Source organism: Streptomyces sp. NPDC026659, assembly GCF_040638245.1.
Taxonomy (GTDB): domain Bacteria; phylum Actinomycetota; class Actinomycetes; order Streptomycetales; family Streptomycetaceae; genus Streptomyces.
Genome location: NZ_JBEZXY010000004.1, coordinates 365,944 through 377,876, shown reverse-complemented (window position 1 = coordinate 377,876; position 11,933 = coordinate 365,944). Strand labels below are relative to the sequence as shown.

The following is an 11,933-nucleotide window of genomic DNA, read 5'->3' as shown; positions in this document are numbered from 1 at the left end:
CCGGCTCACAGGACAGGTGTTGGCCGAGAGGTGGGTGCTCCGCGGGGGAGCGCCAAGTGGAGGCCGTGGCGGGAATCGAACCCGCGTAACTCGCTTTGCAGACGAGCCCCTGAGCCATTCGGGCACACGGCCGTGCGTCGTGGAATGAACGTAGGCGGGGGTCGGAGGGCGGGGCAAGGGACGGGGTGGGGGTGCAATGCGACTGCCATGGTGCGTTCACAGGCGTTCACGAGAGGGGCGGGAGAACTAGGGCCAAGGTCGTAGCGGGAGGGGGACCACGGACAGGGGTCAAATGGGGGAACGGGCCTTACGCTGGCGCTCATGACCGCTCTTGAGCAGCCCGACAGTGCCGTGGTGGACGCAGTCGCCGAGCCGGATGAGGGCGGCGTGCTGGGGCGGGCGTACCGGGCGCTGAGCGTGGGGGTGGTGTCCGTCGTGCTGCTCATCGCCTTCGAGGCGACGGCTGTCGGGACTGCCATGCCCGTCGCCGCGCGGGAGCTGCACGGGGTGGCGTTGTACGCGTTCGCGTTCTCCGGGTACTTCACGACCAGCCTCACCGGCATGGTGCTCGCCGGGCAGTGGGCGGACCGGCGGGGGCCGCTGGGGGCGCTCACCGCCGGGATCGGGGCGTTCGCGGGCGGGCTCGTGGTGGCCGGGACCGCGCAGGTCATGTGGGTGTTCATCGTCGGGCGGGCCGTGCAGGGGCTCGGGGGCGGGCTGGTGATCGTCGCGCTGTACGTCGTCGTTGGGCGCGCGTACTCCGAGCGGCTGCGGCCCGCGATCATGGCGGCGTTCGCGGCCGCGTGGGTGGTGCCGTCGGTCGTCGGGCCGCTGGCCTCCGGCGCGGTGACCGAGCACCTCGGGTGGCGGTGGGTCTTCCTCGGCATTCCGGTGCTCGTCGTGCTGCCGCTCGGGCTCGCCCTGCCGCAGATCCGGCGCCGGGCCGGTGGGCCCGTCAAGGCGCACGGTGCCCCGCTCGACCGGCGCCGCATCCGGCTCGCCCTCGCGGTGTCCGTCGGCGCCGGGCTGCTCCAGTACGCCGCCCAGGATCTGCGGCCCGTGTCCGTGCTGCCCGGGCTCGCCGGTGCCGCGCTGATCGTGCCCGCCGCGCTACGGCTGCTGCCGCGCGGCACCTACCGGGCCGCGCGCGGGCTGCCCGCCGTCGTACTGCTGCGCGGGGTGTCCGCCGGGTCCTTCGTCGCCGCCGAGTCGTTCGTACCGCTGATGCTCGTCACCCAGCGGGGTCTTTCGCCGACCCTCGCCGGGTTCTCGCTGGCCGCGGGCGGGGCGACCTGGGCGCTGGCCTCCTGGGTGCAGTCCCGGCCCGCGACCGCGCCGTACCGCGAGCGGCTGATGACGCTCGGGATGCTGCTGGTCGCGGGTGCGATCGTCGCCGCGCCGAGCGTGCTGCTGCCCGCCGTGCCGGTGTGGGTCGTCGCGGTCGCCTGGGGCTTCGGCTGCTTCGGCATGGGGCTCGTGATCGGCTCCACCAGCGTCCTGCTCCTCCGGCTCTCCGCCCCCGAGGAGGCCGGCGCCAACTCCGCCGCGCTCCAGATCTCCGACGCCCTGTCCAACGTCGTCCTGCTCTCGGCGGCGGGCGCGGCGTTCGCCGCGCTGGGCGGCGGCAGCACGGCGGCCTCCGCGGCGGCGCATGTCACCGGCTCCCACCCGGCCGCCTTCGCCGTCGTCTTCCTGCCGATGGCGGGGGTGGCGCTGGTGGGGGCGTGGGTGACGACACGGCTGCGCGAGCCGGAGGGGGCCGCGCACGAGAAAACCCGGTGATTCCGGGCCCTGCGGCGTAATACCTTCGGGATCATGACCGAGCGTGACCTGACCCCCGACGACCACCGGCCCGACCCGGACCCAGGCCCCGACGCGGACCCAGGCCCCGACCCGGCCCCCGCCCGGCCGGACGACGCCGAGGAGCGCGCCCGCCTCTTCGAGGAGGCCGCCGAGCACGTCCTGGCCGCCAGCGCCGAGCTCAACCGGAGGCTCGCGTGACCCGCTACCTCACCCTTCCCGAGGTGCTGGACCTCGCCCACCGGCTCGACGTCGACGAGGTGCGTGACACCGGCCTCCTGGAGTCCGCGCTCGCCCGGCCCGAGTCCAGCGTGTTCGGCCGGGACGCCTACCCGGACGTCTGGCTGAAGGCCGCCGCGCTCATGGAGTCGCACGCCCGCAATCACGCCCTCGTGGACGGCAACAAGCGGATCTCCTGGTACACGGCGTGGGTCTTCCTACACCTGAACGGGCACCCGCTCGACCCCGCGTTCGACGTGGACGAGGCCGAGCGGTTCGTGCTGGACGTGTGCCAGGGAAAGCTCGCCGTGGCGGAGATCGCGGAGGGGCTGGAGCGCTTCGCGAGGTGACTGTGACGTCGGTCCCAACCGGACCGGCGTCCGCCTCGTCCGCCGTCGCCGGGCACTCTCGCGCCGGTAGGGTGGCCCGGTTGTTCTACGTAGTCGAGCCGCCCTCAGCCCCCACCTCGGAGACCGTGACTACCACCGCCGCCTCTTCAGCCGCCTCCCACCATCTGTCCCCCGCCTTCCCCGGCCGTGCCCCCTGGGGTACCGCCAGCAAGCTGCGTGCCTGGCAGCAGGGGGCGATGGAGAAGTACATCCAGGAGCAGCCGCGCGACTTCCTCGCCGTCGCCACCCCCGGCGCCGGCAAGACGACCTTCGCGCTGACGCTGGCCTCCTGGCTGCTGCACCACCATGTCGTGCAGCAGGTGACCGTCGTCGCGCCGACCGAGCACCTGAAGAAGCAGTGGGCGGAGGCCGCGGCCCGGATAGGGATCAAGCTGGACCCGGAGTACAGCGCGGGTCCGGTCGGCAAGGACTACCACGGCGTCGCCGTGACGTACGCCGGTGTCGGTGTGCGCCCGATGCTGCACCGCAACCGCTCCGAGCAGCGCAAGACGCTGGTGATCCTGGACGAGATCCACCACGCCGGTGACTCCAAGTCCTGGGGCGAGGCGTGCCTGGAGGCGTTCGAGCCCGCGACCCGGCGGCTCGCCCTGACCGGTACGCCGTTCCGCTCGGACACCAACCCGATCCCCTTCGTGACGTACGAGGAGGGCAACGACGGCATCCGGCGCTCGTCCGCCGACTACACCTACGGCTACGGCAACGCGCTCGCGGACCACGTCGTCCGCCCCGTGATCTTCCTCAGCTACAGCGGCCAGATGCGCTGGCGCACCAAGGCGGGCGACGAGATCGCGGCCCGGCTCGGCGAGCCGATGACCAAGGACGCGGTCAGCCAGGCGTGGCGTACGGCGCTCGATCCGCGCGGTGAGTGGATGCCGAGCGTGCTGCGCGCCGCCGACCAGCGGCTGACCGAGGTCAGGAAGGCCATCCCGGACGCCGGTGCGCTGGTCATCGCCTCCGACCAGGAATCCGCCCGCGCCTACGCCAAGCTCATCCGCGAGATCACGGGCACCAAGGCAACGCTGGTCCTGTCGGACGACACCGGCGCCTCGAAGCGGATCGACGACTTCAGCGCGAGCAACGACCGGTGGATGGTCGCGGTGCGCATGGTGTCCGAGGGTGTCGACGTGCCGCGGCTCGCGGTGGGCGTGTACGCGACGACGATCTCGACGCCGCTGTTCTTCGCGCAGGCCGTCGGGCGTTTCGTACGGTCCCGGCGGCGCGGCGAGACCGCGTCCGTGTTCCTGCCGACCGTGCCCGACCTGCTGACTTTCGCCAACGAGATGGAGAAGGAGCGGGACCACGCCCTCGACAAGCCGAAGAAGGAGGGCGAGGAAGACCCGTACGCCGAGTCCGAGAAGGAGATGGACGAGGCGAACAAGGAGCAGGACGAGGACACCGGCGAGCAGGAGCAGTTCTCCTTCGAGGCGCTGGAGTCCGAGGCGGTCTTCGACCGGGTGCTGTACGACGGTGCCGAGTTCGGTATGCAGGCGCATCCGGGGAGCGAGGAGGAGCAGGACTACCTCGGTATCCCCGGACTCCTTGAGCCCGAGCAGGTGCAGTTGCTGCTCCAGAAGCGGCAGGCCCGGCAGATCGCGCACAGCCGGAAGAAGCCGGACGCGGAGGCGGACCTGCTGGAGCTGCCCGCCGAGCGGCGCCCCGTGGTCAGCCACAAGGAGATGATGGAGCTCCGGAAGAAGCTCAACACGATGGTGAGCGCGTATGTGCACCAGAGTGGCAAGCCGCACGGGGTGATCCACACCGAGCTGCGGCGGGTGTGCGGGGGGCCGCCGAGTGCGGAGGCGACGGCGGGGCAGCTGAGGCAGCGGATCGAGAAGGTGCAGGAGTGGGCTACGCGGATGAGGTGACGCTCCGCTGGGTTCGACAGAGCTTTCCCACCCGCCCGCCCGTCTCGGTCGGCTGACAACCGGACCTCACGGGGCTCCGCCCCGGACCCCGTGGGGCCTCGTCTTGGGTGCGTCCCGCCCCGGCCGCCGTGGGGCTCGTCTCGGGTCCGTCCAACCCCCAAACCCGTGGGGGCTTGTCTCGGGTCTGCTCCGCCCCGGACCCCTTACGGGCCGTCTCGGTCCGTTCCGCCCAGACCCTTCACGGCCCGTCTCGGTCCGCCCCGCCCCCCGGCCCCCGTACGGCCCGTCTCGGTCCGCCCCGCCCCCCGGCCCCCGTACGGCCCGTCTCGGTCCGCCCCGCCCCAGACCCCGTAGGGCCCGTCTCGCGTCCGCCCCACCCCGGCTCCCACCCACCCCCGCCCCCCATATCCGCGCAAACCCCCCACCTCCTGCCCGGATTGTGGACGAAGCCTTCCGCTGAGCGAACCCGCTTCGCTACTGTCCCGCTACGCATACGCCCCGTGGCAGCGCCGCCGCGGAGCGCAGCCGTGAAGCGACAGGGTCCGGAGCCGCCGGGCCGTCCTGCCGATCGGCGCCCTCGTAGCGCGTCGTCGACGGGATCCGCCCGGCGCGGGCCGCAGGGTGTCGACCTCACCGCCGAAGGAGTGGGCGTCGTGACCGCGGAGACCTCCCAGACGCTGGACCGTGGACTGCGCGTCCTCAAGCTGCTGGCCGACACGGACCACGGGCTGACCGTCACCGAGCTGTCCACGCGGCTGGGAGTGAACCGGACGGTGGTGTACCGCCTGCTCGCCACGCTCGAACAGCACGCCCTGGTCCGCCGCGACCTCGGCGGCCGCGCCCGGGTCGGGCTCGGGGTGCTGCGGCTGGGCCGCCAGGTGCATCCCCTCGTGCGGGAGGCCGCGCTCCCCGCGCTGCGCTCGCTGGCCGAGGACATCGGGGCGACGGCCCATCTGACCCTGGTGGACGGCACCGAGGCACTGGCCGTCGCCGTGGTGGAGCCCACCTGGACCGACTACCACGTCGCCTACCGCGCGGGCTTCCGTCACGCCCTGGACCGCGGCGCCGCCGGCAAGGCCATCCTCGCCGCCCGCCACTCCCGCACCGCCCACCCCGGCTACACCCTCACCCACGGCGAACTGGAAGCCGGAGCCAGCGGTGCCGCCGCCCCCCTGGTGGGCGTCACCGGCCTGGAAGGCAGCGTGGGTGTGGTCATGCTCATCGACGCCATCCCCGACCGCGTCGGCCCCCGGGTCCTGGAAGCCGCCCAGGAGATCTCCGAGGCGCTGCGCTGACCCGAGCCGGGACCGGCCCCTCTCCGGTCGCGCGTTAGATTGTGGGCGTGTTCTCTCGTCTCTCGCGTCTTCAGGCCGTTGCCGTCTGTGCTGTGCCCGTCGTCGGGCTGATCGTCACGGTGGCCGTCGCGCCGTTGCCGTTCGCGGTGGCGCAGCCGGGGATGACGGCGAACGTGCTGGGGGAGAACCGGGGGACGCCGGTGATCACGGTGTCCGGGGCGCCCGTCAGGAAGACCAGCGGCGAGCTGCGGATGACGACCATCGAGGCGACCTCGCCGGACGCGCGGGTCACCCTCGGGGACGTCGTGGACAACTGGTTCCGCACCGACCGTGCCGTCATGCCGCACGGCTCGGTCTACCCCACCGGGAACACCGTCAAGGAGATCGAGAAGCACAACTCCGCGCAGATGCGGGAGTCCCAGAACGCCGCCACCGAAGCCGCGCTGAACTATCTGCACCTGGACTCCGGCCGCGTGAAGGTCGACCTGCGGCTCGCCAACGTCGGCGGACCCAGCGCGGGACTGCTTTTCACCCTCGGCATTGTGGACAAGCTGGACGGCGACGGCAGCGGAGGCGACCTCACCGGCGGCCGTACGATCGCGGGCACCGGCACCATCGACGCCGACGGCAAGGTCGGTGCGGTCGGCGGGGTACCCCTGAAGACCCGGGCCGCCCGGCGGGACGGCGCCACCGTCTTCCTGGTGCCGAGGGCCGAGTGCGCCGACGCCAAGGCCGAGCTGCCCAAGGGGCTGCGGCTCGTCCCGGTCACCGACCTCAAGAGCGCCGTGAACTCCCTGGTCGCCCTGGAGAAGGGCACGGGGAAGATCCCCAGCTGCTAGGAAAGCCAGCTAGGTCGAAGACTCGTCCGCCGCCTGCTCCACCAGCGGAATGATCCGCAGCGGCACCGGCGTCTCCATCACGATCGTCGTCGACGCCCGCTCGATCCCCTCGAACCCCACCACCCGGTCGATCACCCGTTGCAGATCGGCGTTGGAGCGGGCGACCAGGCGGCAGAGCATGTCGCCGGTGCCCGTCGTGGTCAGCAGCTCCAGGACCTCGGGTACGCCCGTCAGATGGGCCCGTACGTCCGGGCCCCGGCCCTGGCGGATCTGGAGGGTCGCGAAGGCCGTGACCGGGTAGCCGAGGGCCGCCGGGTCCACCTGGGGGCCGAAGCCGCGGATCACCCCGCCCGCCCGCAGCCGGTCCAGACGGGCCTGGGCCGTGCCCCGGGCCACCCCGAGGCGGCGGGACATCTCCAGCACACCTATGCGCGGCTCCTCGGCGAGGAGCACGATGATCCGGCCGTCCAGTTGATCGATCGCCACGGCATCCTCCGGGATGGTCATCTTGTGCAGAAAGTCCGCCGGTACGGCCGTACGGCTGAACAGACTGTCCAGTCAATACGCGAACTATTGCGCACCTTGCGGACCGGAGCCACCCTTCGGCTATGACGCAGACCACACACCACACTCCCGACACCGCCCGGCAGGCCGACCCCTTCCCGGTCAAGGGAATGGACGCGGTCGTCTTCGCCGTGGGCAACGCCAAGCAGGCCGCGCACTACTACTCCACCGCCTTCGGCATGACCCTGGTCGCCTACTCCGGACCGGAGAACGGCAGCCGGGAGACCGCGAGTTACGTCCTGGAGAACGGCTCCGCCCGCTTCGTGCTCACCTCGGTGATCAAGCCCAGCACCCCCTGGGGCGAGTTCCTCGCCCGGCACGTGGCCGAGCACGGGGACGGCGTCGTCGACCTCGCCATCGAGGTCCCGGACGCCCGCGCCGCCTTCGCCTACGCCGTCGAGCACGGCGCCCGCCCGCTGGCCGAGCCGTACGAGGTGAAGGACGAGCACGGCACCGTCGTCCTCGCCGCCATCTCCACCTACGGCGAGACCCGCCACACCCTGGTCGAGCGCACCGGCTACGACGGCCCGTACCTGCCCGGCTTCACCGCTGCCGAGCCCATCGTCCAGCCGCCCGCCCAGCGCACCTTCCAGGCCGTGGACCACTGCGTCGGCAACGTCGAACTCGGCCGCATGAACGAGTGGGTGGAGTTCTACAACAAGGTCATGGGCTTCACGAACATGAAGGAGTTCGTGGGCGACGACATCGCCACCGAGTACAGCGCGCTGATGTCCAAGGTCGTCGCGGACGGCACCCTCAAGGTCAAGTTCCCGATCAACGAGCCCGCCGTCGGCAAGAAGAAGTCCCAGATCGACGAGTACCTGGAGTTCTACGGCGGCGCGGGCGTCCAGCACATCGCCCTCAACACCAACGACATCGTCCGCACCGTACGCACCATGCGTGCGGCCGGAGTCCAGTTCCTCGACACCCCGGACTCCTACTACGACACCCTCGGCGAGTGGGTCGGCGACACCCGCGTGCCGATCGAGACCCTGCGCGAGCTGAAGATCCTCGCCGACCGCGACGAGGACGGCTATCTGCTGCAGATCTTCACCAAGCCGGTCCAGGACAAGCCGACCGTCTTCTTCGAACTCATCGAGCGCCACGGCTCGATGGGCTTCGGAAAGGGCAACTTCAAGGCCCTGTTCGAGGCGATCGAACGGGAGCAGGCCAAGCGCGGGAACCTGTAAGCGAGTTGGGGGCCGACTCCGGAAGCCGGCCCCCGCCTACAGCGCGTCCTCCGGCAGCGTCCCGTCCTCCGGATCACCCAGCCCCGCCACCGCCTGCCGTGCCTCGGGCGCCCACACCGGCGAGAAGTACGGGTTGACCAGCAGCGCGTCCGAGAGGTGCCGCCGGGCGGGCCCCACACGGCCCAACTCCCGCTCGATCATGCCCCGGTGGAAGGCGTACAGCGCACTGCGCACCCCGCCGCCCTTCGCCTTGTCCGTCGCGACGGTGGCGTACTTCAGCGCCTCCTCGTCGTCGCCCGCCCGGTGCAGCGCCCAGCCCAGCGCGTCGGCCACATCGATGCCGGGCTGGCGCTTCCACTCCGCCCGCAACCGGGTCACCGCCTCGTCCGGGTCGCCGTGGTCCGCCTCCAGGCGGCCGGTCAGCAACTCCTCGTCGACCCCGCCGGAGGCGGCCCGCGCGGCCAGCGTCCGCACCCGCGCGTACTGCTTCTCGGCGTCCGGCACGCGGCCCAGCGACTCGTACAACTCGCCCAATTCCAGGGCGGTCCGGGGGTCCGGGTGCCCGGCCAGGGCCTCGTCGTACGCCGTCAGCGCCTGGTCGGTGCGGCCAAGGGCGGCCAGCGTCCGTGCCCGGCCCGTCGCCGCCACACCCTGCGCCGGGTCGAGCCGCAGGGCCGCCTCGAAGTGCCGGAGCGCGTCCGCGCGGTCGCCCCGCTCCCAGGCCAGCTGCCCGACCCCGGCCAGCCACGCCGCCTGCTCGGCGGGCGTACCGGCGGCCGCCGCCGCGTCCGTCAGCTGGGCCACCGCGTCCTCGCGCCAGCCCCGGTCCCGGTAGACGGAGGCCGCCCGCGCCATCACGGCGGGCCGATCCGCCGGGCCGGTGCGCAGCGCCATCAGCTTGTCGAGGGTGGCACGGGCCTTCGTGTAGTCACCGAGCCCGTTGTACGCGTCGATCAGCGGGGGATACGCCGACCAGTTCTTCGGCGTCAGCCTCAGCGCCTGCTCGCCGTACCGCTTCGCCGCCGGGAAGTCCCGGCGCGCGTTGGCCAGCGAGGTGAGGGCGCCGAGCGCCTCCGCGTTCCCCGCGCTCTTCACCTGGAGCGAGCTGTTCAGCGCCTGCTCGGCCTTCGGGAAGTCCGCCGCGTCGGCCGTCTGGCGCCCCCGCGCCACGTACGCCGCGCCCAGCGCCGCCCAGGCCCGCGCGTCGGCGGGCCGCTGCCGCACCGCGCTCTCCTGCCGCCCGATCAGCTCCGTCAGCTGGGGCAGCGCGGCCGGCAGCCCGGTGGTCACCGCCGTCAGCGCCATCGCCCGCGGGCCCGGTGCTGGCGCCGGGGGCCGCTGCTTCTCGGGCCGGGGACCGGTGGACGGCAGGGCAAGGACCGCGCCCGCCGCCGCGCCGCTCACCAGCGCCACGGCCAGCAGCCGACGGGGCCACCGCCGGGCACGGCGCGGCGCGGACTCGGCCACCAGGGACGTACCGGGCCCGGAGTGCCCGTACTGTCGCTTCTCCATGCGGCAACTGTGCGCCCATATGACGAGCACATCCGGGTGGCCCAAGGACGGCGCGTGCGGGGTTCACACCGATGGCCCCGAGTGCGACGCTCGGATCATGAGCCGTATCGAAGCGCCCCGCGACGACGACGCCGTGACCGCCGGCACTCTCACCGGCCGGCTGCTCGCGGGGCTGCCCGCCGAGGCCGTGCTGACCGACCCCGAGGTCACCGTCTCCTACGCCAACGACATGGCGAGCTTCTGCCCGGCCGGGACGCCCGCCGTCGTCGTGCTGCCCCGGACCGTCGAACAGGTCCAGCACGTCATGCGCACCGCCACCGAACTGCGCGTGCCGGTCGTCCCGCAGGGGGCCCGCACCGGCCTGTCCGGGGCGGCCAACGCCTCCGAGGGCTGCATCGTCCTGTCCCTCACCCGGATGGACCGCATCCTGGAGATCAACCCCGTGGACCGGGTCGCCGTCGTGGAGCCCGGCGTCGTCAACGCCACGCTCTCCCGCGCGGTCGGCGAACACGGCCTGTACTACCCGCCGGACCCCTCCAGCTGGGAGACCTGCACCATCGGCGGCAACATCGGCACCGCCTCGGGCGGCCTGTGCTGCGTCAAGTACGGGGTGACCGCCGAGTACGTCCTCGGGCTCGACGTCGTCCTCGCCGACGGCCGGCTGATGTCCACCGGGCGCCGCACCGCCAAGGGCGTCGCCGGGTACGACCTCACCCGGCTGTTCGTCGGCTCCGAGGGCTCCCTCGGCATCGTCGTACGGGCCGTGCTCGCCCTGCGTCCCAAGCCGCCCGCGCAACTGGTGCTGGCCGCCGAGTTCGCCTCGGCGGCCGACGCCTGCGACGCGGTGTGCCGGATCATGGCAGGGGGCCATGTGCCGTCCCTCCTGGAGCTGATGGACCGTACGACCGTCAAGGCGGTCAACGACTACGCCCGCATGGGTCTGCCCGAGACCACCGAGGCGCTGCTGCTCGCCGCCTTCGACACCCCGGACCCCGCCGCCGACCTCGCCGCCCTCGGCGCGCTGTGCGAGGCGGCGGGCGCCACCCAGGTGGTGCCCGCCGAGGACGCCGCCGAGTCCGAACTCCTCCTCCAGGCCCGGCGGCTCTCGCTGACCGCACTGGAGGCGGTCAAGGGCACGACGATGATCGACGACGTGTGCGTGCCCCGCTCCCGGCTCGGCGAGATGCTGGCCGGGGTCGAGCGGATCGCCGCCAAGTACGACCTCACCATCGGGCTCTGCGCGCACGCGGGCGACGGCAACACCCACCCCACCGTCTGCTTCGACGCCCGCGACCCCGACGAGTCCCGCCGCGCCCGCGAGTCCTTCGACGAGATCATGGCGCTCGGGCTCGAACTCGGCGGCACCATCACCGGGGAGCACGGGGTGGGGGTGCTGAAGAAGGAGTGGCTGGCGCGGGAGATCGGCCCGGTCGGGGTCGAGATGCAGCGCGCGGTGAAGCGGGTCTTCGACCCGCTCGGCATCCTCAACCCCGGCAAACTGTTCTGAACCCGCCCCGGGGGCCGGGCCGTTCACCTGGCGATTCACCTGGCGAGCAACTGGTCGAGCGCGGCGTCGATGCCGAGCTGTTCGGCCTCGGCGCCCGGCGGCACCACGCGCAGGGTCCGCTCCAGCCACGCCGAGACCTGCGGGGTGGGCGCCTCCAGAAGGGCGTCGCCGTCCGGCGAGCTGAGCGCCATCAGCACGACGCTGCGGCCGTTCACCTTCGTCGGCCACACGCGGACGTCGCCGTGCCCGCAGGGGCGGAAGACGCCCTCGACCAACAGCTCGCGGGCGAACGTCCAGTTGACGGGGGACTCGGAGTTGATGTGGAACGTGACGTGGATCGCGTAGGGGTCGTCCGAGCGGTAGCTCAGCCGGGCCGGGACGGGGATGCTCCGCTCGGGCGAAAGGATGAGCTTGAGCTCCAGTTCCCGCTCCACCACCGTGTGCTCCATGACCTGCGTTTCCTCTCTCACCGGGGCCTCCTGGGCGGGCCCACGGGAAGGGAGAGGGGGAAGGGGCCCGGGCATTACGCGGGTTCGGGAAAGTTTTTTTCCGGGATTCTCGCGGGGCCTCCTCGGTCCGTCGTCCGTCCGTCGTCCGTCCACCGTCGGTACGTCGTGAAGGGGCCCGGCATTGCCCGGAAAGGGTGGGTCCGGCCGGACTGGCGGTGCCGGGTGCCCGGGTCTGATAGATGTGGGGGTTCCTATCCCACCTCCGAGCAGATACGGGACGGAC

General features: G+C 72.4%; 11 protein-coding genes and 1 tRNA gene. 8 read left to right on the top strand and 4 right to left on the bottom strand.

Going from position 1 to position 11,933, the window contains the following annotated elements:
• Positions 1 to 57: 57 nt before the first annotated feature.
• A tRNA-Cys gene (locus tag AB0E91_RS13815) sits at positions 58 to 132 on the bottom strand.
• Between the two features lie 189 nt (positions 133 to 321).
• Between AB0E91_RS13815 and AB0E91_RS13810 the strand changes: the two genes are divergently transcribed.
• From AB0E91_RS13810 to AB0E91_RS13785, 6 genes are all read left to right on the top strand, one after another.
• Positions 322 to 1,782, top strand: a complete 1,461-nt coding sequence (locus AB0E91_RS13810; RefSeq protein WP_361779936.1) for an MFS transporter — start codon at positions 322 to 324, stop codon at positions 1,780 to 1,782.
• Between the two features lie 33 nt (positions 1,783 to 1,815).
• A complete protein-coding gene (locus AB0E91_RS13805; protein WP_361779933.1) occupies positions 1,816 to 2,001 on the top strand; it encodes a hypothetical protein in 186 nt (61 codons plus the stop codon).
• Positions 1,998 to 2,369 carry a Fic family protein gene (locus AB0E91_RS13800; RefSeq protein WP_361779930.1) on the top strand — a complete coding sequence of 124 codons (372 nt, stop codon included), beginning with the start codon at positions 1,998 to 2,000 and terminating at the stop codon, positions 2,367 to 2,369. The genes AB0E91_RS13805 and AB0E91_RS13800 overlap by 4 nt, the downstream gene beginning before the upstream one ends.
• Before the next feature lie 125 nt (positions 2,370 to 2,494).
• Positions 2,495 to 4,294, top strand: coding sequence for a DEAD/DEAH box helicase (locus tag AB0E91_RS13795; protein ID WP_361779927.1), 1,800 nt, complete (start codon positions 2,495 to 2,497; stop codon positions 4,292 to 4,294).
• A gap of 653 nt (positions 4,295 to 4,947) precedes the next feature.
• Positions 4,948 to 5,589: a helix-turn-helix domain-containing protein gene (locus AB0E91_RS13790; protein WP_361779924.1), complete on the top strand. Its 642-nt coding sequence runs from the start codon at positions 4,948 to 4,950 to the stop codon at positions 5,587 to 5,589.
• Positions 5,590 to 5,636: 47 nt separating this feature from the next.
• The gene (locus AB0E91_RS13785; RefSeq protein WP_361779921.1) at positions 5,637 to 6,428 is read left to right on the top strand and encodes a S16 family serine protease; all 792 of its coding nucleotides are present in this window, start codon (positions 5,637 to 5,639) and stop codon (positions 6,426 to 6,428) included.
• 9 nt (positions 6,429 to 6,437) lie between these two features.
• Here the strand turns inward: AB0E91_RS13785 and AB0E91_RS13780 are convergent, their stop codons facing one another.
• Positions 6,438 to 6,914 (bottom strand): Lrp/AsnC family transcriptional regulator, encoded by a 477-nt coding sequence (locus tag AB0E91_RS13780; RefSeq protein WP_361779918.1) that lies wholly within the window; start codon positions 6,912 to 6,914, stop codon positions 6,438 to 6,440.
• A gap of 122 nt (positions 6,915 to 7,036) precedes the next feature.
• Here AB0E91_RS13780 and hppD point away from each other — a divergent pair, with 122 nt between their 5' ends.
• On the top strand, positions 7,037 to 8,182 hold the full coding sequence (gene hppD / locus AB0E91_RS13775; protein WP_361779915.1) for a 4-hydroxyphenylpyruvate dioxygenase: 1,146 nt from the start codon (positions 7,037 to 7,039) through the stop codon (positions 8,180 to 8,182).
• Positions 8,183 to 8,218: 36 nt separating this feature from the next.
• Here hppD and AB0E91_RS13770 read toward each other — a convergent pair whose 3' ends face one another.
• Positions 8,219 to 9,694, bottom strand: coding sequence for a tetratricopeptide repeat protein (locus AB0E91_RS13770; RefSeq protein ID WP_361779912.1), 1,476 nt, complete (start codon positions 9,692 to 9,694; stop codon positions 8,219 to 8,221).
• Positions 9,695 to 9,791: 97 nt separating this feature from the next.
• On the opposite strand from AB0E91_RS13770, the gene AB0E91_RS13765 reads away from it, so the two are divergent.
• Positions 9,792 to 11,201, top strand: coding sequence for an FAD-linked oxidase C-terminal domain-containing protein (locus AB0E91_RS13765; protein ID WP_361779909.1), 1,410 nt, complete (start codon positions 9,792 to 9,794; stop codon positions 11,199 to 11,201).
• Positions 11,202 to 11,236: 35 nt separating this feature from the next.
• On the opposite strand, the gene AB0E91_RS13760 is transcribed toward AB0E91_RS13765, so the two are convergent.
• A complete protein-coding gene (locus AB0E91_RS13760) occupies positions 11,237 to 11,650 on the bottom strand; it encodes an SsgA family sporulation/cell division regulator (protein WP_361780150.1) in 414 nt (137 codons plus the stop codon).
• Positions 11,651 to 11,933 lie beyond the last annotated feature (283 nt).